Annotated in this window: 18 protein-coding genes; 11 read left to right on the top strand and 7 right to left on the bottom strand. The window is 70.7% G+C overall.

Going from position 1 to position 24,261, the window contains the following annotated elements; translation table 11 throughout:
• Positions 1-12: 12 nt before the first annotated feature.
• From ACWEFL_RS21290 to ACWEFL_RS21260, 7 genes are all read left to right on the top strand, one after another.
• On the top strand, positions 13-1,707 hold the full coding sequence (locus tag ACWEFL_RS21290) for an amidohydrolase (protein WP_451714829.1): 1,695 nt from the start codon (positions 13-15) through the stop codon (positions 1,705-1,707).
• Positions 1,700-3,061, top strand: coding sequence for an amidohydrolase family protein (locus ACWEFL_RS21285; RefSeq protein WP_451714826.1), 1,362 nt, complete (start codon positions 1,700-1,702; stop codon positions 3,059-3,061). Before ACWEFL_RS21290 ends, ACWEFL_RS21285 begins: the two co-directional genes overlap by 8 nt.
• Positions 3,058-4,002 (top strand): ABC transporter permease, encoded by a 945-nt coding sequence (locus ACWEFL_RS21280; protein ID WP_451714822.1) that lies wholly within the window; start codon positions 3,058-3,060, stop codon positions 4,000-4,002. Before ACWEFL_RS21285 ends, ACWEFL_RS21280 begins: the two co-directional genes overlap by 4 nt.
• Positions 3,999-5,972, top strand: a complete 1,974-nt coding sequence (locus tag ACWEFL_RS21275) for a dipeptide/oligopeptide/nickel ABC transporter permease/ATP-binding protein (RefSeq protein WP_451714819.1) — start codon at positions 3,999-4,001, stop codon at positions 5,970-5,972. The genes ACWEFL_RS21280 and ACWEFL_RS21275 overlap by 4 nt, the downstream gene beginning before the upstream one ends.
• On the top strand, positions 5,969-6,874 hold the full coding sequence (locus ACWEFL_RS21270; protein WP_451714817.1) for an ATP-binding cassette domain-containing protein: 906 nt from the start codon (positions 5,969-5,971) through the stop codon (positions 6,872-6,874). Before ACWEFL_RS21275 ends, ACWEFL_RS21270 begins: the two co-directional genes overlap by 4 nt.
• Positions 6,875-6,952: 78 nt before the next feature.
• A complete protein-coding gene (locus ACWEFL_RS21265; protein WP_451714815.1) occupies positions 6,953-8,215 on the top strand; it encodes a M24 family metallopeptidase in 1,263 nt (420 codons plus the stop codon).
• A gap of 54 nt (positions 8,216-8,269) precedes the next feature.
• Positions 8,270-9,259: an NAD(P)-dependent oxidoreductase gene (locus tag ACWEFL_RS21260; RefSeq protein WP_451714933.1), complete on the top strand. Its 990-nt coding sequence runs from the start codon at positions 8,270-8,272 to the stop codon at positions 9,257-9,259.
• A gap of 291 nt (positions 9,260-9,550) precedes the next feature.
• On the opposite strand, the gene ACWEFL_RS21255 is transcribed toward ACWEFL_RS21260, so the two are convergent.
• Positions 9,551-10,588 carry an N-acetyltransferase gene (locus tag ACWEFL_RS21255; protein ID WP_451714813.1) on the bottom strand — a complete coding sequence of 346 codons (1,038 nt, stop codon included), beginning with the start codon at positions 10,586-10,588 and terminating at the stop codon, positions 9,551-9,553.
• A 469-nt stretch (positions 10,589-11,057) separates the two neighbouring features.
• On the opposite strand from ACWEFL_RS21255, the gene ACWEFL_RS21250 reads away from it, so the two are divergent.
• The 4 genes from ACWEFL_RS21250 to menC all read left to right on the top strand — a co-directional run bounded on the left by ACWEFL_RS21250 (position 11,058) and on the right by menC (position 15,314).
• Positions 11,058-12,095, top strand: a complete 1,038-nt coding sequence (locus ACWEFL_RS21250; RefSeq protein ID WP_451714810.1) for a dipeptidase — start codon at positions 11,058-11,060, stop codon at positions 12,093-12,095.
• A gap of 98 nt (positions 12,096-12,193) precedes the next feature.
• Positions 12,194-13,294 carry a M20/M25/M40 family metallo-hydrolase gene (locus ACWEFL_RS21245; protein ID WP_451714932.1) on the top strand — a complete coding sequence of 367 codons (1,101 nt, stop codon included), beginning with the start codon at positions 12,194-12,196 and terminating at the stop codon, positions 13,292-13,294.
• Entirely contained in the window at positions 13,291-14,217 is a 927-nt protein-coding gene (locus ACWEFL_RS21240; protein ID WP_451714809.1) for a GNAT family N-acetyltransferase, read from the top strand. The genes ACWEFL_RS21245 and ACWEFL_RS21240 overlap by 4 nt, the downstream gene beginning before the upstream one ends.
• Positions 14,214-15,314 (top strand): o-succinylbenzoate synthase, encoded by a 1,101-nt coding sequence (gene menC / locus ACWEFL_RS21235; RefSeq protein ID WP_451714807.1) that lies wholly within the window; start codon positions 14,214-14,216, stop codon positions 15,312-15,314. Before ACWEFL_RS21240 ends, menC begins: the two co-directional genes overlap by 4 nt.
• 61 nt (positions 15,315-15,375) lie before the next feature.
• Here menC and ACWEFL_RS21230 read toward each other — a convergent pair whose 3' ends face one another.
• The 6 genes from ACWEFL_RS21230 to ACWEFL_RS21205 all read right to left on the bottom strand — a co-directional run bounded on the left by ACWEFL_RS21230 (position 15,376) and on the right by ACWEFL_RS21205 (position 24,005).
• Positions 15,376-16,074, bottom strand: a complete 699-nt coding sequence (locus tag ACWEFL_RS21230; protein ID WP_451714805.1) for an ABC transporter ATP-binding protein — start codon at positions 16,072-16,074, stop codon at positions 15,376-15,378.
• The gene (locus ACWEFL_RS21225; RefSeq protein WP_451714803.1) at positions 16,071-17,933 is read right to left on the bottom strand and encodes a dipeptide/oligopeptide/nickel ABC transporter permease/ATP-binding protein; all 1,863 of its coding nucleotides are present in this window, start codon (positions 17,931-17,933) and stop codon (positions 16,071-16,073) included. Before ACWEFL_RS21225 ends, ACWEFL_RS21230 begins: the two co-directional genes overlap by 4 nt.
• Entirely contained in the window at positions 17,930-19,021 is a 1,092-nt protein-coding gene (locus tag ACWEFL_RS21220) for an ABC transporter permease (protein ID WP_451714801.1), read from the bottom strand. The genes ACWEFL_RS21225 and ACWEFL_RS21220 overlap by 4 nt, the downstream gene beginning before the upstream one ends.
• Before the next feature lie 4 nt (positions 19,022-19,025).
• A complete protein-coding gene (locus ACWEFL_RS21215; RefSeq protein ID WP_451714800.1) occupies positions 19,026-20,600 on the bottom strand; it encodes an ABC transporter substrate-binding protein in 1,575 nt (524 codons plus the stop codon).
• A gap of 154 nt (positions 20,601-20,754) precedes the next feature.
• Positions 20,755-22,380: a PucR family transcriptional regulator gene (locus ACWEFL_RS21210; protein ID WP_451714797.1), complete on the bottom strand. Its 1,626-nt coding sequence runs from the start codon at positions 22,378-22,380 to the stop codon at positions 20,755-20,757.
• Positions 22,381-22,673: 293 nt separating this feature from the next.
• Positions 22,674-24,005 carry a serine hydrolase domain-containing protein gene (locus ACWEFL_RS21205; RefSeq protein WP_451714794.1) on the bottom strand — a complete coding sequence of 444 codons (1,332 nt, stop codon included), beginning with the start codon at positions 24,003-24,005 and terminating at the stop codon, positions 22,674-22,676.
• Positions 24,006-24,261 lie beyond the last annotated feature (256 nt).

Genomic DNA, 24,261 nt, shown 5'->3' with positions numbered 1-24,261 from the left:
AGAAACCCACCCATGAGCAACATCCCGCCTCAGAAGGCACTTCCCGATCTCGTCCTGCTCAACGGCCGTGTGACGACCATGTCCACGGACTCGAAGGACGCCGAGGTGGAGGCGGTCGCCATCACCGGCGACCGGATCTCGGCCATCGGCACCACCCGGGAGATCGAGGATCTGGCGGGTCCCGCCACCACCGTGGTGGACCTGGCGGGGCGGAGGGTCGTCCCCGGTCTGATCGACTCCCACGTGCATGTGGTCCGCGCCGGGCGCACCTGGCGCGACGAGGTCCGCTGGGAGGACGAGCAGACCCTGGAGTCGGGGCTCGCGGCCATCACCCGCCGTGTCTCCGAGCGCCCGGCCGGCAGCTGGATCAGGGTCATCGGCGGCTGGCACCCCGCGCAGTTCCCCGAGGGCCGGGGTCCGAGCCGTGAGGAGCTGGACGCGGCGGCCCCCGACAACCCCGTCTATGTGCAGTTCCTCTACGACTGGGCCGTACTGAACACCGCCGCGATGCGCGAGCTGGGCGTCGACCACGCGCTGGTGCGCGAGCTGGACGGCCAGGGCTTCAAGGCGTCGCTCTTCGAGACCGACGACAACGGCGAGCTGACCGGCAAGGTCAACGGCACCCCCCTGATGGAGTGGTTCTACCGGCGGATGCCGGCGCCCACCATGGAGGAGCAGATCGCCTCCACGGCCGAGATGTCCCGTGAGCTGAACCGGCTCGGCATCACCGGCGCGATCGACGGCGGCGGCTTCAACAGCGGCCCCGACGCCTACCCGGCGATCCGGGAGACCTGGCGCCGCGGCCAGCTGACCGTGCGCACCCGGCTCACCGTGCACGCCGAGCGGGAAGGCACCGAGCAGCAGGACCTCGCCGGGTACCAGCGCTTCACCCCGCTGGACGTGGGCGACGGCATGCTGCGGGTCCTCGGTGTGGGCGAGGTCATCCTCTACTGCACCGTCGACAAGATCGCCAAGCCCGTGAAGATCGGCGAGGACGTACGCGCCGAACTGCGACGGCTCTTCAGCGACCTCGCCCGCAACCGCTGGACCGTGCACACCCACGCCCACCACCACGAGACCATCGACGCCGTCCTCAGCGCCTGGGAGGAAGTGCACGCGGAGCACGACATCAGCGGCCTGCGCTGGTCGCTGGTGCACGCCGAGCCGCTCACTCTCACCGATGTCGACCGGATCGCCGCGCTCGGCGCGGGTGTGCTCGCCCAGGGGCTCTTCCGCTTCCAGGGCGAGGAGGCGCTCGCCGTCTGGGGCGCCGAGACCGTAGCGGAGGCGCCGCCGCTGCGCGAGATCATCGAGCGGGGCATTCCGCTCGGCCTGGGCTCGGACGCGATGCGGGTGGCCTCCTACAACCCGTTCGCCACGCTCGCCTGGTTCCTGAACGGGCGCAGCGTCCAGGGCAACGAGACCCTCGCCCCGCACAATCTGCTCACCCGGGAAGAGGCGCTGCGCGGCTACACCGCGTCCGGCACCTGGTTCAGCTACGAGGAGAACGAGCGCGGCCGGCTGGAGCCGGGTCTCCTCGCCGACCTCGCCGTCCTCAGCGACGACTACTTCACCGTCGCCGAGGAGCTGATCCCCCGTATCGAATCCGTACTCACCATCGTCGACGGACGTGTCGTGTACACCGCGAAGCCCTTCGCCGACCTTCCCGTCGCCGCCCCCGTCCACCAGGGAGTCACCCGTGCCTGAGACCGCCGCCAACGCGTCCAAGCTGCTCATCAAGAACGCCACCGTCCTCACGATGGACCCGGCGCTCGGTGACCTCACCACCGGGGACGTCCTGATCGCCGGCAACCGGATCGCCGCCGTCGGCCCCGAGCTGACCGACCCGGACGCCGAGCAGATCGATGCCACGGGCATGATCGCCATCCCCGGTCTGATCGACACCCACATGCACGCCTGGCAGACCCCGCTGAAGGGCCTGCACGCCCCCGGCTGGACCTGGGACGACTACCAGAACCAGGTCTTCTACCTGCGGGAGCACTACAGCGCGGAGGACATCCACGACGCCACGATCGCGGGTTCCACCCAGATGATCGACGCCGGCGTGACCGGTGTCCTCGACTTCTGCCACAACGTCATGTCCCCCGAGTCCGCCGAGGCCGGTCTGCGCGCGCACCGCAAGACCCGGCAGCGCACCCTGTGGGCGTACGGCATGCTCTCCAGCTTCGACGCGCCGCCGGAGGATCTCGCCTGGCGGCTGGAGCACATCCGCGCGATGCACCAGGAGACCGCCGACGACAGTCTGCTGCGGGTCGGCATGGCCCTGGGCTCCATCGAGTACGGCAGCCTGGACCGGGTCACCAAGGAGATCGGGCTCGCCCGTGAACTGGGCATGCTGATGTCCATCCACCAGAACGTGGCCGGTCAGATCCGCTCCCTGCACGAGGCCGGACTGCTGGACTCCGACATTCTTCCGGCGCACGCCAACGCCGCGGACGACGGTGAGCTGGACATGCTCGCCGCGTGCGGCGGCGGTATCTCCTTCACCCCCGAGGGCGAGTTCGGCGGGGGCGGGGTCATGACCATCCTCAACCGCGCCCACCGGGCCGGGGTCGTCTCCAGCCTCGGCATCGACACCGCGTCCCGGGTCGCCATCGACATGTTCGCCGCGATGCGCCTCACCTATCTGCTGATGCGCAACGTCGACGCCGCCAGCGAGCGCGCGGCCGGCCGCTACCCGCTGGAGCACCGCGAGGGAATGCCCCTGGTCTATCCGCGCCAGATGCTGGAGTACGCCACGGTCAACGCGGCCCGCTCCATCGGGCTCGGCGACGACCTCGGCCGGCTCGCCCCCGGGCAGCTCGCCGACGTCGTCCTCATCAACACCGAGCCGTACGGCATGGCGCTCGGCGACCCGGCCGCCCATGTGGTGCTCCAGACCAGCACCGGCGATGTGGACACGGTCGTCATCGACGGAGTCGTGCGCAAGCGCGGCGGCGAGCTGACGGACCTGGACCGCGCCGAGGCCGGTGCCGCGACGCGCCGGGTGCGCGAGCGTGTCTTCGCCCACGTGGAGGCGTCAAAGGGTTCGGGCAGATGACGAAGTTCGTCCTCCAACGGCTGCTCTCCGCGCTGCCCACCCTGCTCCTGGTGTCGATGTTCGTCTTCACCCTGGTCCATCTGACGCCCACCGACCCGGTGGCGCAGATCCTGGGTGAAGGCGCGCCCGCCGCCGACAAGGCGGCCATGACCGAACAACTGGGTCTCAGCCGGCCGCTCTTCGAGCAGTACGGGGACTGGCTGGGCGGCGCGGTGACGGGAGACCTCGGCAAATCCCTCTACACGGGGATCCCGGTGACCGAGTCCATCTCGACGGGCATCGGCATCACGCTCTCCCTGGCGATCGCCGGCATGGCGATCGCCCTGCTGGCGGGCATCCCGCTGGGAGTCCTGGGCGCGCTGCGCCCGGGCTCCGCCGCCGACCGGCTGCTGACCACCGTCGTCGCCCTGGGCCTCGCGGTTCCCAGCTTCTGGCTGGGTCTGCTGCTGGTCCTGGTCTTCGCCGTCAACCTCGGTTGGCTGCCCGTCGTCGGCTACGTCCCCTTCACCGAGGATCCGGGGGGCTGGGCGCAAGGCATGATCCTGCCCGCGTTCGCCCTCGGCTCCCACACGGCGGCCGTCATCGCCCGGCAGACCCGCAGCGCCATGATCGACGCGCTGGAGTCCCCGTATGTGCAGACCCTGCTGGCACGGGGCATCCGCAAGCGGAAGATCATTCTGCGGTACGCCATCAAGAACGCCCTGGTCCCGGTCCTCGCTGTGATCGCGATCCAGATGTCCGTCCTGGTCGCCGCCAGTTTCGTCATCGAACGGATCTTCGCGGTACCCGGCCTCGGAACCATGCTCATCGACAGCGTCGTACGCGCCGACTATCCCATGCTCCAGGGCTCCATCGTCCTGGTGGCGGTCATCGTCCTCCTGGTCAACCTGGCGGCCGACCTCCTCTATGGCGTGATCAACCCGAAGGTGAGGCCGCAATGAGCGACACACCACGCGGTGAGGGAGCCTCCACCGCACCCGTCCCGGCCACCGGCGCCGTGTCCGCAGCTCAGGGCGGTCCGGACGACGCCCTGTCCGGCGGATCGCCGATGCGGGGCCGCACCCTGCGCCGGATGCTGCGGCAGCCCGTCACCCTGTTCTGCCTCGCGATCCTGGTGCTCCAGGTCGCCGTGGCGTTCGCCGCTCCGTGGATTGCGCCGTACGACCCCGCCGCCCCCGATGTGCAGAGCAAACTGCAGGGGCCGAGCGCCGACCACTGGCTCGGCACCGACGACCTCGGCCGTGACACCCTCTCCCGGCTCATCTACGGCACCCGCACGGCACTGCTCGCCTCCTCGGAGAGCGTCGCCATCGGACTCGTCCTCGGTGTCAGCATCGGACTGTTCGTCGGCTACCGGGGCGGCTGGTGGGACCGGATCGGCATGCGCGTCGCCGATGTCATGCAGTCCATCCCCGCCCTTCTGCTCGCCCTCGCCCTCGTCGCCGTCCTCGGCAACGGCCTGGGCAACGCGATGCTGGCCGTCGGCCTGATCTTCGCGGTCAGCTTCATGCGGATCACGCGGGCCGTCGTCCTGGCCGAACGCGAGAAGCTCTACGTCGACGCGGCACGGGTACTCGGACTGCGTTCCTCCGGGATCATGTTCCGGCAGGTCCTGCCCAACGTCTCGCCGCCGCTCATCGTCCAGGCGTCCATCGCGCTCGGCACCGCGCTGCTCATCGAGGCCACGCTGAGCTTCCTCGGCGTCGGCATCGACGCGACGCAGGTGAGCTGGGGCGCGATGCTGGACGCCTCGCGCCAGCACGTCGCCGACCACCCGCTGCTGGCCATCCTGCCGGGTGCGGCGATCACCCTCAGCGTGCTCGTCTTCAACCTGCTCGGCGACGGGCTGCGGGACGCCGGATCCCCCCGGTCCACGGGCGGGAACCGGCCCCGGAAGCCGGCCCCCGTGGTGAAGCCGGTGAGCGTTCCGCAGACGCCCGCCCCCGCCGACGCCCTGCTCCGCGTCGAGGGGCTCACCGTCACCGACGCCAACGGCGCCGAGTTGGTCTCCGACGTGTCCTTCCACATCAAGCGCGGAGAAACGTTCGGCCTGGTGGGGGAGTCCGGCTGCGGCAAGTCCATCACCGCGTCCACGATTCTCGGTCTGCTGCCCAAGGGGGTGTCCGTCGAGTCGGGTTCCGTCCGGCTCCAGGACACCGAACTCGCCGGGCTGACCGGCGAAGCGCTCCGTCAGGTGCGTGGTCGCCGCATCGGCATGGTCTTCCAGGACCCCGGCTCCGCGCTGTCGCCCGTCCACACCGTCGGCCGCCAGCTCACCGACGCCATCAGGGCCCACACCGATCTCACCAAGGCCCAGGCCACCGAGCGCGCCGCCGAACTCCTCACCCTCGTCGGCGTACCGAACGCGGAGGAACGCCTGCGGGACTATCCGCACCAGTTCTCCGGCGGCATGGCGCAGCGGGTCGTGATCGCGGGCGCGCTCGCCTGCGACCCCGAACTGCTGATCGCCGACGAGCCGACGACCGCACTCGACGTCACCATCCAGGCCCAGGTCCTCGATCTGCTCGCCTCGCTGCGGGAACGCCTCTCGATGTCGCTGCTGATCATCACCCACGACCTCGGCGTCGTGGCCGACAGCTGCGACCGCATCGCGGTGATGTACGCGGGCCAGATCGTCGAACAGCGCACCGTGACCGACGCGTTCGCGCAGCCCCGGCACCCGTACACCGAGGCGCTGCTGGCCGCCGTGCCGCACAGCGAGACCGACGGCGAGCCGCTGGCCACCATTCCGGGCCGGGTGCCGCCCGCCTGGGCGTGGCCGCAGGGCTGCCGGTTCAATCCCCGCTGCTCCTACGCCACGGACCGGTGCCGCACCGACGCCGTACCGATCGACACCGACGGGGTGCGCTGTCTGCGGGCCCCGGAACTGGACCTGGCAGGTGCCCGATGAACCAGCCGACACCGGAACCTACGACGGACCCCGTCGAGGGCACGAGTGCCGACACCACGGCCGGCCGGCCGCTGCTGTCCGTGGAGAACCTCACCGTGCGCTACCAGCTGGGGCGCGGTCTGACCGGACGGGCCAGAACGTACACCGCCGTTCGGGACGTGAGCTTCACCATCGACAGCGGCCAGACCCTCGGTCTGGTCGGCGAGTCCGGCTCGGGAAAGAGCAGCATCGGACGGGCCATCCTCCGGCTGGCGCCGGTCACCGAGGGCCGGATCGTCTTCGACGGGCAGGACACGGCCGAATTCGGCCGGCGTACCCCGCTCTCCTTCAACCGGGATGTGCAGGTGGTCTTCCAGGACCCCATGTCGTCCCTCAACCCCCGGCAGACCATCGCCACCACCCTCGCCCAGGCCATCACCCGCCATCGGGAGTTGTCCGCGATCGAGAGAGACCGTGAGGTCAACGAGGCGCTCGACCGTGTGGGCCTGTCCGACTACCACAGCGACCGGTATCCGCACGAACTCTCCGGCGGCCAGCGCCAGCGCGTCGCCATCGCGCGTGCGCTGGGCCCCCGGCCCCGGCTCATCGTCTGCGACGAACCCGTCAGCGCACTCGACGTGAGCACCCAGAGCCAGGTCATCAATCTGCTGATGGAACTCCAGCGCGAACTGGGCGTCAGCTATCTGTTCATCGCGCACGACCTTGAGGTGGTGCGTCATATCAGCGACGAGATCGGGGTTCTCAACCTCGGCCGGCTCGTCGAGTCCGGACCGGCGGACCAGGTCTACCGGACCCCGTCACACCCCTACACCCGGACCCTGCTGGCCTCCACCCTGGTCGCCAACCCGGCCCGCCAGGCGGTCCGCACCGCGCAGCGGCGCGCCCTCGGAAGCGAAGCCTGAGCCTCCCCTTCCGTGCGGCAGCGCCTCCCCACCGTCCCTACTACCTCACCACCTCCCCCCTCACATCGGAGTTCTCTCATGAGCGGACTTCCCGCGATACCCGCCTTGCCCTTCGCCCCCACCCCAGGCCACGCGATGGTCGACTTCGAGGAGCGCGTCAACTTCGACCGGCTGCGCTCGTACCGCATCTCCCGTATCCAGCAGGCGCTGGACGAGAGCGAACTCGGTGCGGTGCTCGTCTTCGACAACAACAACATCCGCTACCTGACCGGGATCTCGATCGGCGAGTGGACCAGGGAGAAGCTGTCGCGGTACGCGATCTACACCCGTACCGGTGAGCTGATCCTGTGGGACTTCGGTTCGGCGGCCGTGCACAACCGGATGTACGCCCCGTGGATGAAGCCGGAGAACTGCCTCTCCTCGTGGACGACCATGCGCGGCGCGGTCTCGCCGGACGCCGGGCTGATGGAGCGGGCGGTCTCCGAGATCAAGGGACGGCTCGCCGACGCCGGGGTGGGCGGCCTGCCCATCGGCGTGGACATCCTGGACCTGCCGCTGCACTCGGAGCTCACCCGCCAGGGTCTGGACGTACGGGACGGACAGCAGGTGATGCTGGACGCCCGCCAGATCAAGAACCGGGACGAGATCACCCTGCTCTCGATGGCCGCCGCGATGGTGGACGGCGTCTACCATGACATCACCGACGCGCTGAAGCCGGGCGTCCGTGAGAACGAGATCGTGGCGCTGGCCAACAAGCGGCTCTACGAGATGGGTTCGGACGACGTCGAGTCCATCAACGCCGTGTCGGGGGAGCGCTGCAACCCGCATCCGCACAACTTCTCGGACCGCATGATCCGTCCGGGCGACCAGGCGTTCTTCGACATCATGCACTCGTACAACGGCTACCGGACGTGCTACTACCGCACGTTCAACGTGGGCCGCGCCACCCAGGTGCAGCACGACGCCTACAGCCGGGCCCGCGAGTGGATGGACATCGCGATCGACGCGATCAAGCCCGGAGTCTCGACCGCCGACGTGGCCCGGCTCTGGCCGACCGCCGAGGAGATCGGCGTGGCGGACGAGAAGACCGCCTTCGGTCTGCTCTTCGGCCACGGGCTGGGGCTCGCCCTGCACGAGCGGCCCATCATCAGCCGGCTGACCTCGCTGGAGAGCCCGATGCTGATCGAGGAGGGCATGGTCTTCGCACTGGAGACGTACTGCCCGGCCACCGACGGGGTCTCCGCGGCCCGCATCGAGGAGGAGGTCGTCGTCACCCCGACCGGAGTCGAGGTGCTGACCCGCTTCCCGGCGGACGAACTCTTCATCGCCAACCAGTACTGATCACCGCGGCGGGGCACGCGGGATCGTCCGGCCGATCAGTACCGCGATGGACGCCTGAGTCGCAGCGCGTACATCGACCGTATACACCTATATGCCCCACAATTTCCTGTAGTAGACAACGAGAGGACAAGAACGATGAGTGCAACCCGCAATGAGCGGCTCGGCTGGCTCGGAACCGGGCGCATGGGCACGGTCATGGCCGGGAGCCTGCTGGCCGGCGGCGCGGACCTGTCCGTGTGGAACCGCACGGCCTCCAAGACCGCGCCCCTGGTGGAGCAGGGCGCCAAGGCCGTCGACACCATCACGGAGCTGGCCGGCGCGGACATCGTCTTCGTCATGGTGTCCGCGAGCGCGGACCTGATCGCCGTGACCAAGGGCGAGGGCGGCCTGCTCCGGGCCGACCGGCTGCCCCAGGTGATCGTGGACTGCTCGACGGTGTCGGCCGAGGCGTCCGCCGAGGTGCGGGCGGCGGCCGAGGAGGCCGGAGTGGCCTTCCTGGCGGCCCCGATCAGCGGCAACCCGCACATGGTCGCCGAGCGGAAGGGCGCCATGGTGGCCTCCGGGCCGCGGGAGACGTACGACCGGGTGGTCCCCTACCTGGACCTGATCGCTCCCACCGTGGTCCACGCGGGCCCGGCCGAGCAGAGCCGACTGGTGAAGATCTGCCACAACCTCATGCTCGGCATGATCACCCAGGCGCTGGTCGAGGTCACCACGCTCGCCGAGAAGGGCGGAGTGCCGCGCGCCGCGTTCGTCGACTTCATCAACGGTTCGGTGCTCGGCTCCACCTTCATCCAGCACAAGGGCCGGGCGCTGGTCGAGCGCGACTACACCCCCACCTTCAACAACAAGATGCTCCGCAAGGACTTCGACCTGGGCCTCGGCGCCGCACGTGATCTGGAGGTGCCGATGCCCGTCAGCGCGATGGTCCACCAGCTCATCCAGACCGCGATCGGCCACGGCTTCGCGGAGGAGGACTACGCGGCGCTGTTCGAGGTGGAGGCGCGGGCCGCGGGCATGCGGAGCGGGGACGAGTCCAACTGACCCGTCCGATCCGTCCGACCTGTGTGACGGCCGCGGTGACCGATGCCGGTCCCGTGCCGTGGTGACCGTGGCCATGGCCGGTTCGGTGCCGTGGTGACCGTGGCCGATCCTTGGCCGCGGTGACCACGGCTGGTCCCTGGCCGTGGTCACCGAGGCCGGTCCCGGTTGGGGCCGGCGTCCCCGAGACGCCGCCGTACGCGCGCTTCTGCTCCCTGTCCTGCGAGGGCGCGCGTACGGCGGCTCACCCGTTCCCAGCCCAGCGGCGGCTCGTGACCGGGCCCGTACCGAGCCCTAGAAAGGCTGGTGTGTCCAGCCGCGTGCCGTGCGGGTGAGTTCCCGGAAGCCGTGAGCGGTCAGCTCCTCCGTTTCGGCCTCGACAGCGGGCTCGCCGGCGCCGTCCCGGTCCTCGTCTCCATCCTCATCCTCGTCGTCGGCCGGGTCCGCGTACGCGAGGAGCCGGTCCACCCCGCAGAGGGTCAGCCACGCGCGGGCCTCACCGAGCAGCCACGGCAGCAGGTCCGGGTGCGGATCGGAGGGCAGTTCGAGGTCGGCGAGGTCGGCCGTGCCGCCGGGGCGTGCGTGACGTTCCGGGCGGTCGAGGGCGGTGTCCAGTTCGAGGTGGGCGATGTCCTCGCCGTGGAGGCGGGCGGTGAGCCGGGTGCCGAGTTCGCCGAGGCCGCGGTGGAGGGTGAGGCCCGGCAGCGGCGCCGGGCCCGGCTCGGGCAGATCCCGCACCCAGGCGATCAGCAGGATCTCGACGCCGCCGGTGTGCGCGAATCCGGCGCGTTCCAGGGTGGCGCGCACATGGGGCCACTGGTCGGGGACGCCGTAGACGCCCGGAACGGGCAACTGCCCGTCGGTGAAGCGGGCCCGCACATGCCAGCGGGTGAGCTGGGCGAGGCAGGCCGACATCAGCAGATCGGCCGCCTGCCTGTACGCGTCCGGGCCGTCCTCCCCGTCCGCGCTGTCCACCTCGTCCGCACCGCCCGCGCTGTCCGTACCGTTCCCGTCCTCCGTGGGCGGGAGGTGGATGAACCAGGCGATGTGGCCGGTGTCCCGGTAGTCGTCGCCGACGTCCGGGTCGTTGCGGTAGCGCAGCAGATGGGCCGCGGCGACGATCCGCCGCTGATGCTCGGCCACCAGAGTCACCCGTTCCGCCACCCACGGGTCGGTGATGTACTCCTCCGGGCAGCGCTCAAGGCTGGTGACGACGGTGTTCACCGAGACGCTCGCGCCGGGGACCACCGCCGCGGCGTGGGCGTTCACGAGAGAGGTGAGCTGGTCGCGATCCTCGCGATGGAAAGAGCGCACATGAGGGGTTGCGGACATGACGATGCCTCCGTGGAGTAACGGTCGGGGGAGGCCGCCATGAGATGCGGTACGTGAGCCACCGTAGCATCCGGCTCGCTCGGAGGGCCGCCCGCTCTCTCGGCGACGCGTGCTGTGGCACTCCTGCCCGGCACCGGCGGATCCCGCCGCAGGTCGGCCGGTCCGCCCCCTTGCGCCTGTGGCCGAAGGCCCGGCCCCACAGCCGCGTCCACCGCCCGGCGGCGGTCCGCGGCCCGTGCTCGGGCAGCAGGATCAGGCGGGCCGGCCGCGCTGTTCCCGACCCGCCGGCGGGTCGGGCCCGCGGCCCGTACGCCGGGCGGTCGCCCGGACCGGCGTCTCGTGGCCGCACCGGCTCCCGGCTCTCTCGGTCCGGACGACGAAGACAGCCGGGTTTTTCGTCGTCCTGGATGAACTGCCGACACTTCGGCGGCCATAGCGTCGGTGCCAACCCACTCTGGAAGGCTCCGATGTGACCCTTGACCTCCACCATCGCGCCGTCGTCGCGGATACCCACAACGATCTTCTGATGGCGGTGTCCGCGCGGCCTCCGTCCCGCTGGGCGGAGTTCTTCCGTGAACGCTGGCTGCCCCAGCTCCAGGCCGGAGGCGTGGACATCCAGGTTCTGCCCGTCTTCATCGACGACCCCTACCGCCCCGAGGGCGCGCTGCGCCGCACCCTGCGGATGATCGAGAGCGCGCATGTCCTCGCCGAGGGGAACCCGGACACGGTGGCCCTGTGCCGGGACGGCGAAGAGATCGACGCCGCGCTCGCCGAGTCGAAGATCGCACTCGTGCTCGCCCTGGAGAGCGCTCCGGGCATCGACGCCGACGTCGAACTGTTCCACACCCTCCACCGACTCGGCGTACGGGTTGCCTCCATCGCGCACTGGCGACGTACACCGCTCGCCGACGGCAGCGGAGAGGACGCCACCGGATCCCGGCTGACGGCCGCCGGAGTCCGGGCGGTGGAGGAGATGGAACGCCTCGGCATGCTCTTCGACGTCTCCCACCTCGGCGCCGCCGGGGTGGCCCATGTCCTCGAACTGGCCACCCGCCCGCTCATCGCCACCCACTCGTCGGCCCGAGCGCTCTGCGACCACCACCGCAATCTGACCGATGATCAGCTCCGGGGAGTCGCCGCGACGGGCGGAGTCGTCTGCGTCAACTTCTTCCCCGGCTTCCTCGCCGAGGCGAAGGAGGACCGCACCCTGGAGCGGCTGGCGGACCACATCGAGCATGTGGCGTCCGTCGTGGGCGTCGACCATGTCGGCATCGGTCCCGACTTCGTCCGCGAGGTCCTCCTCGACGTGACCCCGCCCTGCTGCGAGGACCTCGAACTCGACGACGTCGATCCGCTCGTCACCCTGCCGGGGCTCGACGGCCCGGCCGGCCTGCCCCTGGTGACGGCGGAACTCGTCCGGCGCGGCCACACCGAGACCGACATCGGCAAGATCCTGGGCGGGAATGTCCACCGCCTCTTCCGCGCGGAACTGGGGCGTGCCCGATGACGCCCGCCCGCCCGACGTCCGGCACCACCCCGACGTCCGGAACCGCCCCGACGTCCGCCGCCGGCCCCGAGTCCGAGGACGGCGTGCGCATCGCCGCCATGCTGGCCGACCTCGAAGAACTCGTACTCTGCGAGTCGTTCTCGTCGGATCACCAGGCCGTGGCCGCCGGCGCCGCGACCGTCGCCGCCCAGGGAGCCCGCCACCTCGGCACCGCGCCCGAGACGTTCGTCATCGACGGAGTCACCCATCTGCGCTGGACGTTCGGCGAACCCCGGGTGCTGCTCGTCGGACACCAGGACACCGTATGGCCGATGGGCTCGCTGGCCACCCACCCCTGGTCGGTCGTGGACGGGATCGCACGCGGACCGGGCGTCTTCGACATGAAGGCCGGGCTCGTGCAGATGTTCCACGCGCTCGGATCGCTGCCCGCGCTCGACGGCGTCCGAGTCCTGGTCACAGGCGACGAGGAACTCGGCTCGCCCACCTCCCGCGCGCTGATCGAGGAGTCGGCCAAGGGATGCGCCGCCGCGTTCGTCCTCGAAGCCTCCGCCGACGGCGGGGCCCTGAAGACCGCGCGCAAGGGAGTCTCCTGGTACGAGATCGAGGTACGGGGCAAGGCCGCGCACTCCGGACTCGAACCGGAGAAGGGCGTCAACGCGGCCGTCGAGGCCGCGCATCAGATCCTCGCCATCAGCGGGCTCGGCGAACTGGTCAACAAGGGCCTGCCCGTCGCCCACGGCCCGGAGGCCACCAGCGTCACACCGACCCTCGTGTCGTCGGGAACCACGGGCAACACCGTGCCGGCGCTGGCCACCCTCGGCGTCGACGTACGGGTGCCGAGCACGGCGGCCCAGCGCCGGGTGGACGAACTGATCCGCGGCCTCCCCGTCCACACCCCCGGCGCCCGTCTCGAAATCGGCGGCGGACCCAACCGGGCGCCTCTGGAGACGGCCTCGTCGGCCGGGCTCTTCGCCCTCGCGCAGGAAGCGGCGGCCCGGCTCGGCATGGAACCCCTGCGGCAGGCGTCCGTCGGCGGCGCCTCCGACGGCAACATCACCGCCGGGGCGGGCTGTCCCACCCTCGACGGTCTGGGCGCGGTCGGCGGCGGCGCGCACGCCGACGACGAGCATGTCATCGTCGCGGAGATGCCCCGCAGGGCCGATCTCCTCGCCGAACTGATCACGGCGGTACTCCGATGAACGCCGCCGGGACCGGGCCGGTGCCGAACGCCGCCGGGACCGAACCGGCCGTCCGCGAAGTCCACCGGCTGGAGGAGTTCCGCGATATGGAGCGGCTCTTCGAACGCGTCTGGCAGTACGCGCCGGGCGAGGGCCCCATCGCCGTCGAGTTGATGCGCGCGCTCTCCCACGCGGGCAACTATGTGGCGGGCGCGTACCGCGGCCCTGAACTGGTCGGCGCCTCCGTCGCCTTCCTCGCCGCCCCGCCCGGTCGGGCACTGCACTCCCACGTCACCGGCGCGGGCAAGGGACAGGGCATCGGCTTCGCCCTCAAACAGCACCAGCGCGACTGGGCGCTCGCCCGCGGACTGGACCGGATCACCTGGACCTTCGACCCCCTGGTCCGCCGCAACGCCTACTTCAACCTCACCAAGCTCGGCGCCACGCTGGAGGAGTACCACCCAGGCTTCTACGGCACGATGCGGGACGCGATCAACGGAGGCGACGACTCCGACCGGGTACTCGCCCGCTGGGACCTCAACGCGCCGCGCGTCATAGCCGCGGCGACCGCCCCGCCCCGCACCACCCCACCCGGCGACACCACAGACGCGCCGACCGGTCACGCCATCGCCGCCGAGGCCCCCGATCCCGTACTCGCCGAAGGCCCCGACGGCCGTCCGCTGCTGCTTCCGGCCGACGCCCCGACCGTGCTGGTCCAGCTGCCGACCGACATCGAGACCCTCCGCCGCACTGATCCGGCCGCCGCCACCTCATGGCGGCTGGCGGTCCGCGAGGTGCTCGGCGGCCTGCTGGCCGACGGGGCGAGGGTCACCGGCTTCCACGGCAGAACCGGCTTCGTGGTCGACCGCCTCCCCAGCCACCCCCAGCCGGCGACCTTCTCCCCGCCGGAACACACGCCCACCATGGAGTCACAGAACCGATGAAGATCAAAGGAATCGAACTCCGCCGCGTCGCGATGCCGCTGAAGGCTCCCTTCCGGACCTCCTTCGGCGAAGAGCACGCCCGCGACATCCTGCTGCTCCGCGTCGAGACACCGGACAGCGAAGGCTGGAGCGAATGCGTCGCCATGCTGGAGCCCCGCTACAACTCCGAGTACGTGGACGGCGCCGCCGCCGTCATCCGCAGCTTCCTCGCCCCGGCGCTGCCGAGGGACGTCGAAGCGAACACCGTGGCCGCCGCGCTGGAACCGTTTAAGGGCCACCGGATGGCCAAGGCCGCTCTGGAGAGCGCGATCCTCGACGCCGAACTGCGGGCGAGCGGACAGTCGCTCGCCTCCTGGCTCGGCGCCACCAAGGACCGGGTGCCGAGCGGCGTCTCGGTCGGCATCATGGACTCCGTTCCCGAACTCCTGGACGCCGTGGAGGGGTTCATCGCCGAGGGCTACCTGCGGATCAAGCTGAAGATCGCCCCCGGCTGGGACATAGAGCCGGTGCGGGCCGTACGCGAACGCTTCGGCGACGATCTGCTGCTCCAGGCCGACGCCAACGCCGCCTACACCCTCGCCGACGCGCGCCACCTGGAACGGCTCGACGAGTTCGGCCTGCTGCTCGTCGAACAGCCCCTGGCGGACGACGATCTCGTCCAGCACGCCCAACTCTCCCGCCGGCTCGCCACACCCGTCTGCCTGGACGAGTCGGTCGAATCCGCCGCCCACGCAGCCGCGGCCATCTCCCTCGGCTCCTGCTCCGTCATCAACATCAAGCCCGGCCGCGTCGGCGGCTACCTCGAATCCCGCCGCATCCACGACCTCTGCCGGGCCCACGGCGTCGCCGTGTGGTGCGGAGGCATGCTGGAGACCGGCATCGGCCGGGCGGCCAACGTCGCCCTGGCGGCGCTGCCCGGATTCACCCTGCCCGGCGACACCTCCGCCTCCAGCCGCTACTACTCCTGCGACATCACCCCGCCGTTCGAACTCTCCGACGGCCACCTCGACGTACCCACCGGCCCGGGAATCGGAGTGGAGCCGGTGCCCGAGATCCTGGACGAGTTCACGACGTCCACCGAGTGGATCGCGCTCTGAGCGAGTAGAACGACGTGAGCCGCCTGCCCGGACCGGGCAGGCGGCTCACGTCGTCACCGCGTCAGGCGGTCGCCAGCCTCGGCACCGCGTCCAGCAGCGCACGCGTGTACGCCTGGCCCGGGGCCGCGATCACCTCTTCCACCGGGCCCTCCTCGACGAGCCGTCCCCGGTGCATCACCGCGATCCGGTCGCAGACGTAGCGGACGACCGCGAGATTGTGCGAGATGAACAGCATGGAAAGCCCCAGCTCCGCCTGGAGCGACCGGATCAGATTGAGCACCGAGCCCTGCACCGACACATCCAGCGCCGAGGTGATCTCGTCCGCGATCAGCAGCTCCGGCCGCGTCCCCAGAGCCCGCGCGATGGCCACCCGCTGCCGCTGACCGCCGGACAGCTCCCGCGGATACCGCCGCGCGTACTCCGCCGGAAGCGACACCAGCGACAGCAGCCGCTCCACCTCCGCCGGCCGTTCCGGCCGCGGCACGCGGGACATCAGCCCCTCGGTGATCGAGGAACCCACCGTCATCCGGGGGTTGAGCGAGCCGTACGGATCCTGGAACACCATCTGCACCTTGTTCCGGTCCGGACCCTCGATCGTGCCCTGATAGGGGACCAGCCCGGTGATCGCGCGGGCCACCGTCGACTTGCCCGACCCGGACTCGCCCACCAGACCGACGGAACTGCCCGGCGGGATCTCCAGACTCAGCCCTTCCACGACGTCACGGGAGCCGTACCGCACGGTCAGATCGTTGATTCTCATGTCGCCTCCCAGCAGGCCGCGCGATGGGCCGCGCCGTGCTCCACGAGCACCGGGCGTTCCGTGCGGCATCGATCGGTCGCGGACGCGCAGCGGTCCGCGAAGGTGCATCCCTGCCCCGTATCGGCCGGGGACGGCTGGGTGCCGGGGATGCCGGTCAGCGGAACCGTTCGGTCGGTGTCCATCGTCGGCACCGAACCCAGCAGCGCCCGGGTGTACGGGTGCACAGCGCCGTCCGCGAGCCGGGAGGTCTCCAGCTCCTCCACGATGGTGCCCGCGTACATCACCGCGACCCGGTCGCAGAGTTCGCTCGCCAGCGCGATGTCATGAGTGATGAACAGCACGCCCGCGCCGGTCTCCCCGGTCACCTCGCGCAGCAGCTTCAGGATCTGCCGCTGCACGGTCACATCCAGGGCCGTCGTCGGCTCGTCGGCGATGATCAGCCGGGGCGCGCCCATCAGACCCATCGCGATGACCGCTCGCTGCCGCATACCGCCGGACAACTGGTGCGGATGCATCCGGGCCGTCCGTTCCGGATCCGGCAGCTTGACGTGCCCGAGCCGGTCGACGGCCCGCTGCCACGCGTCGGCGCGGGTGGCGCCCTGGTGGACGACCGAGACCTCGGCGAGCTGGCCGCCGATCCGGAGCGCCGGATTGAGCGACGCCATCGGGTCCTGGAAGATCATCGCCAGTGAGGTGCCCAGCAGCTTCCGGCGCTCGTTCTCCGGCAGCGAGTCCACATCCTGCCCGTGCAGCCGCAGTCGGCGCGCGTCCACGCGGCCGGGATACGGGACCAGTCCGCCGATCGCGGACGCCGTCAGGCTCTTGCCGCTGCCGGACTCCCCGAGCAGGCCCACGATCTCGCCCGGCCGGATGGTCAGCGACAGATTCCGTACGGGTCGCGCGCCGCCGGGGAAGGCGACGTTCAGGTCCCGGACGTCCAGTACCGCGTCCGGCTCGCCGTCCTCCGTCCCGGCGCCCTCTTCCCGGGCCGAGGAGGAGGGAGCCACGGCCTTCGCCACGGCCTTGTCCTTGCCGTCGGCCGATGCGGACCGCCGCGCCGCGGCGTCCGAGAACGCGTCGCCGAGCAGGGCGAAGCCGAGCCCTGCCAGGATGATCGCCGCGGCCGGACCCACCGCCACCACCGGGGTGACGTAGATGTGCCCGAACGCGTCGAAGAGGAGCTTTCCCCAGTCGTACGACGGAGACTGCACCCCGAGCCCGAGGAACGACAGTCCGGCCAGTCCCAGCAGCGCTCCGCTGATCGCCTGGGCGAGCGCCATCACCAGGGGTTCGCCGATGTTCGGCACCACGTGCCGGAGCAGTACCCGATGGCGGGGCACGCCCATCATCCGGGCCGCGAGCACATAGTCGGAGGTGGAGATCGACGCCGCCAGATTGTTGGTCAGCCGGGCGAACACGGGCGCGAGCGCGATACCGATGCCCAGCACCGCGCCCCGCGCCCCGAGTCCGGCGATCACCGCGGTGAACATCGCGAGCAGCAGTCCGGGGAAGGCGACCAGGGCGTTGACGGTCGAGGTGACCAGCTGTCCGGCGCGCCGGGGGAGTACGGACGGCAGCGTGCCGAGGACGAGCCCGATGCCGGTGCCGATGGCGGTGGCGAGCAGCGCCAGCAGCAACGTGAAGCGGGTGGCCACGAGCGTACGGGCCAGCAGATCACGGCCGAGCGCGTCCGTGCCGAGGGGATGGGCGGCCGAGGCGCCTTCGCTGATCGCCGACGGATTGAAGCGGGTGGCGTCGTCCCCCCAGATCATCGGGGCGAAGACGGCCAGCAGCGCCATCAGGGTGACGATCGCGAGTCCGGCGCAGCCGGACGGAGTGCGCAGCAGTCGGCGCATCATGCCTCCTCGGGTGCGAGGGCGGAGTTGAGGGCGGACTTGGGGTCGAGGAAGCCGACCAGCAGGTCGACGAGGAAGTTCACGATCAGCACGATCGCCCCGTAGACGAGGATCACGCCCTGGGCGACCGGGTAGTCCTGCTGGGTGATGGCTTCGACCGTGCGCTGGCCGAGCCCCGGCCAGGCGAAGACGCTCTCCACCAGCACACCCGAGGTGATCAGCGCGGTGAGGAGCAGTCCTCCCATGGTGAGGGTCGCGGTGAGGGTGTTCGGCAGCAGATGGCGCAGATAGAGCCGGGAGGCGGGAAGACGCTTGGCGCGGGCCAGCCGCATGTACTCGCTGCCCAGTTCGCGCTGGGTCTCGACGCGGCAGACACGGGCGAGCAGCGCCGCGGGGCCGATCGCGAGGGCGACCGCGGGCAGGACGTACGAAGAGGGGCCGTCCATTCCGGCGGGCGGCAGCCAGCGCAGGCCGACCGCGAAGACCGTCACCAGGCCGATCGCGTACAGGAACTCGGGGATCGAGTTGGCGGTTCCCGTGACCCCGGAGAACACGCTCCGGGTGAGCGGACGGCGGCCGTTCTCGGTGCGCACGGCAGCCCACATCCCGAGCGGGATCGCGATGCTCAACGCGAGCGCGGTGCCCAGCAGGGCGATGGAGACGGAGTTGGGAAGCCGGTCGGCGATGACGTCCCCCACCGGTTCCGAGGTGAGGAACGAGGTCCCGAGGTCACCGCTGAACACCTGGCGGACATAGTCCAGGAACTGCTGGAGGATCGGATCGTCCAGGCCGAGTGCCTCCCGCCTCCTCGCCACCGCCTCGGGCAGGGCCGCCGGGCCGAGGGAACTGCGCACGGGATCGCCGGGCAGCAGATGGATCATCGCGAACGAGGCCACCAGCAGTGCGGCCAGGGAGATCGTCAACCGCAGCACGGCTCGGAGCAGGAAGACGATCGGGAGCCGGCGGCGAGCGCTGTGCGGGCGCGGGTGGTCGGGCGTGTCCTTCGGGGCGGGTCCACGCCGGGTCCGCTGTGCCGGCGTCAGCCGGGCCGGTCTGTCGGGCACGGTGCTCCCGGAGCTGTTCTGAGGCATGTGATCACTTGTCTTCCGTGTGCAGCCGGATGGTGGTCGGTTGCACCAGTCCGGGGAGCATGCGAACGGAGCCGTTCTTGGTCGCCAGCGTGGTGGTGGAGCCGACGATCGGGATGATGTCGTGGTTCTCGACGAGCGCCGCCTCGGCCTTGTTCCACAGGGCACAGCCCGGCTCGCCCGGAATGCCGAGCGCCTGGCCGGTGAGGGCCTCGTACCGCTCGTTCTTCAGGTGCATGAAATTGCCGCCGTCCGGCGGGGTGGGGCCGGACAGGACGCCCATGAGCATCGAGGGCAGTTGGACGCCGATGGGCAGGGAGGCGATGTCCCAGTCGAGGGTGCCGTTGGTGGCGTCGCTGATCCGGGCGCCGGTGATGCCGAGCAGCTTGACCTCGGCCCCGATCCGTTTCCATTCGGCGGCGGCGTACTCGGCGGTGGCCGCGACGGCCTCGCCGCGGGAGGGGATGAACAGAAGGGTCAGCGACAGCTTGCGTCCGTCCTTGGTCCGTACTCCGCCCGGACCCTCCCGCCAGCCGGCCGCGTCCAAGGTGGCTTCGGCCTCGGCGAGGTCGTACCGCGGGAGATAGCGGGAGAGGTCGACGGCGGCACAGGGAGTCGGCTCCACGACCATGCCGTAGGGCGGGGTGCCGCTGCCGCTGGACGCCATCCGGCCCAGGTCCTTCATGTCGAGCGCCATGGCCAGGGCCTTGCGGACGGCCGGGTCCGCGGTCGGCTTGCCCTTGGCCTGATGGAAGTTGAACTGCTCGGTGCCGACGGCGATGTTCTGGGTCCGGACGCCCGGCATGGACTTGAGACGGGCCCGGTCGGGCCCCGAGGCGAAGGTCGCGTTGATGGCACCGCTGATCAGGAGATTGGCGGAGGTCTGCTCGTTGGCCACCACCCGCACGACCAGCTTCCGAGGCATGCCGGCCGAGGTGGCGCCGTCGGGGCCCCAGGCGTAGTCCTCGCGCAGCCGGTAGGCGTACCGGTCACCGGCCCGTACCTGTGTGAGCTGGTACGGGCCGGAGCCGGACATGCCCTGGGCGAGCAGTCTGCGGTCGGTCAGGCCCTTGCCGCAGACGATGTACATCGTCGCGGAACTCTGCAGGATGAAGCTGAACGGCTGGGGCGTGGCCAGGGTGACGGTACCGGCGGCGTCATCGGCCTTGGCGGTGAGTCCCACGGGCACGTTGACGCCGTAGATCAGCGACTTGTTGGCGGGGTCGGTCTCGTGGGCGACATTCGCGGCGATCGTGCTCGGCGTCACCGGCGACCCGTCGGAGCAGGTGATGCCCTTGCGGAGGGTGTAGGTCACGGAAGAGGGCGTCACCTGCCATTTCTCGGCGAGCCTCGATACGGTTGCGCCTTTCTCGTCGATGGACACCAAGGTGTCGTAGCCGAGGGAGAGGGCGAGGTTGGTGCCCGCCGATACGGCCTGCGAGGGGTCGAGTGCCCCGGGCGCGAGGGCCGACGCGATGGTGAAGGTGTCGCCGTCCGAGGCGGAACCGCCGGTGGCGGCGCAGCCGGTCGTCGCGAGCAGCAGGGCCAGGGCCGCCGCCACGGTGGTTCGGATGTGTTTCATTGAGGACTCCAGAAGCGGAACTTCAGGACGCATGGGAGTGATGCACCACCCTGTCCGTTCCCGGTGCCCCCGGTATTCGTGCCGGAGCACAAAAGAGGGAGGGCAGTCCGTCCTGGCGACCGAAGAGTCGGACCGCGTTCGGCGAGGCGGAGGTTCACCGGCTCTCTTCCCGGCCGGGGGGCCAGGGGCCGAAGATGCGGATCTGGAGCAGGACGCCGAGCCGTTCCCGCGGGTCGTCCAGATCGAGACCGCTGATCTCCACGACCCTTTTGAGCCGGTACCGGAACGTGTTCGTGTGGACGTGCATGCGCGCCGCTGCGGTGGGCACGTCCCCCAGGGCGTCGAGGTAGGAGCTGAGCGTGGCGACCAGATCGCTGCCGTGCTCGGCGTCGTAGTCGAGCAGGGCGCGGTAGGGGCCGACGGGTTGATGTTCCTGGACCGCCGCGAGATCTCCGAGTTGGAGCAGCAGCGACTCGATGTGCAACTCGGAGTATCCGGCGGCGGAGTTGGGGACCCGCTGTGATGTCAGCACGCGCAGCGCCCGGTCGGCGTCCGCGCGGGAGCGGGCCACCTGCGTGAGATCGGCGGCCGGGCGGCCGACACCGATGCGGGCCGTGTACCGGACGCCGATCCGGGCCAGGAAGTTCATGGCCACCCGCACGGCCCGGCGCTCGGCGCCGTCGTCGTCCGACCGGCCCTGAGCCAGCGGGAGCACGGCGTACGTCACCGTACCGATCACGGCGGCGGCCGAGCGCGGATGGATGGCGCCGACGTGGAGCGCGAGGGCGTCGCAGAAACGCTGCCGGTCGGCGTCCGTGTGCGCGGTGCCGTCGTCGGCGAGCTGGGCGGCGAGAACGCACACACCGCCCGGTTCGCCCTCGGCGATACCGAGCCGGGCCGCGGCGCCCGGCGCGCCGGGACCGCCTTCGAGGACGGTGGAGAGCAGGTCGGCCCGCAGCCGCCGCCGTATGTCGGCACCGGCCCGTTCGCGCAGGAGCTGCAGGGCCACGATCTTCGCCGCGTCGCTCAGCGCGCTCGCACGCTGGGAGTCCAGGGGTTCGGGGGCGGCGACCCAGATGGACCCCAGGATCTCGTCGCCCGAACGGACCGCGATCGCGGTCCGGCGGATGTTCTCCTCCTCCAGGTGGACGAAGAAGGGTTCCCGGCTCTGGTCGAGCTGCCGCAGGACGCCGCGTTCGCGGACGATCCGGCGAATGCGTTCCGGCACCTGACGGTCGAGCACCGTGGCGACCCTGCTGGGGTCGGCCTCCTCCTGACGGCCGGAGTAGGCGAGGATCCGGGACGCCCTGTCCTCGATCGTGACCGGCGCGTCGAGCAGTGCGCAGATCGCGTTCGCCAGTACGAAGAGATCGGGCGGAAGGCCGTCGTCCGGCTCGCCGAGATCTCCTTCGGCGAGCAGTGCGCGCAGCATGGCGGCGATCTGGGCCCAGGAGGCGGCGCGGGCCAGTCCCAGCACGGCGACTCCGGACTCGGTCACCGCCTGCTGAATCGATTCGTCGGACTCCACGGGCTGTTTGACGACGAGGGCGGCGGCCGGCGCCGCCGCCCTCAGCAGTGCGCGAATCCGCTCACCGCCCTCGACCCCGACGGCGAGAAGGAGCGTGCCGGGAGTCACCAGCAGTTCGTCCAGCGGATCGTAGATGTGCACCCCGGTGATCTCCGCTTCGAGATCACCGGGAGGCGCGGCGACCACATCGAGCACGGTGCTGCCCAAGTCGTCGACGATCCGTCGCAGTGAGGGGTGCGGCCTGTTCATCATGAGGTCACGGTAGTGCGCGTATCCCGACATCACGCCTGCTCAGGGGAGATGAGGACACCCCTTGGGGGCGCCTCTCGGTGGCACTCCTCGCCGGTGCGCCCGGTACGGCGCTTCTCAGGCGCGGAGCAGATCGACGGCCGTCCGCGCCGCCGGTCCGTTCGCCGCGTCGGCCTTCGGCAACCGGGGCCCCATGGACCGGGGCCCCATGGACCGGGGCCCCATGGACCGGGGCCGCGGGAAGACCGCCGCGTAGCGACGTTCGTCGGGGTACTCCACGAGGCCGACCTCGGTCTTCAGGCCGTCTTCGGCAGGGCTCGGGCGCCGAAGTGAAGATAGGGCGAGCCGTCGGCCAGTTCATAGAAGGCCATGGGCATCCAGGACCCCTCGCCGCGCAGTTGGGCGACGAAGGTTCCCTCGCCCACGGCGACCAGATCGGACTCCTGGTCCGGGGACAGGTCGGCGAGATCGCCCTTGAACCCCGTCCGGATACGCAGCCCACCGCTTTCGCCCACCGTCACCGCGACCCGTACGCCCACACCCTCGTACACCCCGGTGTACCGCCCGGCGTCGACGGCGACCGGTGCGGCCGGCGGCCGGGGCGCGGCGGGGACCTCGACGCCGAGCAGTTCGCCGAAGAGTTCGGTGGCCGTCTCCTGCTGCATCCCCGCGCTGTCTCCGCCGTTCACCAGGAGACAGGCGGCGAAGTCCATCTCCGGTACGATCCAGAGCATGGCCGCCTGGCCGATCGTGTTGCCGCCGTGCGAGACGACCCTGTGCCCGGACAGGGTGTCCAGCATCCAGCCGAGACCCCATTCGGCGGCGAACGTCAGCGGGCACGGCAGGGCCACATGCGGCTCCCACATCACCTCGGGACGGGCGAGCAGCCCGTCGGAGAGATGGGCCCGTCCGAACCGGACGACATCGGACGCCCGTGCGCAGATCAGCCCGGCGGGGCCCGCGGAACGCGTCAGCCCCCACACCGTGGCCGTGGAACCGTCCTGTTCGTGGCCGATGGCGGTGCTGTAGCGGAGCGCCTCCTCCGGGAGCGTCACGGTGTGGGTGAGCCCCAGAGGCTCGATGATCTGCTCGCGCAACGCCGCGTCCCAGACCTTGCCGGTCAGCCGCTCGACGATCCGGCCGAGCACCGAGAACCCCGAGTTGCAGTACGACTGGGTCGCGCCCAGCGGGTGGATCGCGGTGAGATCGCGACACGCCTCGGTGTACTTCTCCAGGGTGTCGTCGCCCCGGCCGGTGTCGAGGAAGAGATCGCCGTCGATGCCGGAGGTGTGCGTGAGCAGATGCCGTACGGTCACGGACTTGGTGAGTTCCGGGTCCGCCACCCGGAACTCCGGGAGGACCTCGACGACAGGGGTGTCGAGCGTCAGCCGGCCCGCCTCCGCCAGCAGCATGATCTGCGTGGCCGTCCACACCTTGGTGACCGAGCCGATCTGGAAGAGGGAGTCCGTGCGGACCGGGGCCCCGGTGTCCCGGTTGAGCACCCCGGTGGCGAACTCGTGCGTCTTCCCGTCGTGGAAGAAGGCGAGCGACGCGCCCGGGACGCCATGTTCGGCCGCTGTCGTGCTGAGGAAATTGATCCAACGCGCGGGGTCCACTGCTGCCGTCATGGAAACCGTCCTTGGTCGTCGGCTGAATGTGTCGTCAGCCTAGGCAGCCGGACAGACGCTGAATTCGGCCGAAACGACGAAGCGGACCTGCCCCGATGGTGCCGCCGGACGAAGCGGTTCAGCCCGGCCGCGACCCCGGCGTCCCGGTGCCGGGAGGTTCCGGATTGCCGTCGGCGGACGGCGCGGCGGGCTCGCTGAACCGCCTTCTGCGCGGCCGGTCATGGCCAGGAGCCGCGCAACGGGCACGGCCGAGTGA

This window comes from Streptomyces sp. NPDC004838, from assembly GCF_053600955.1.
Note: the sequence above shows the minus strand (reverse complement) of the source record. Positions and strands in the feature narration are given on the sequence as shown.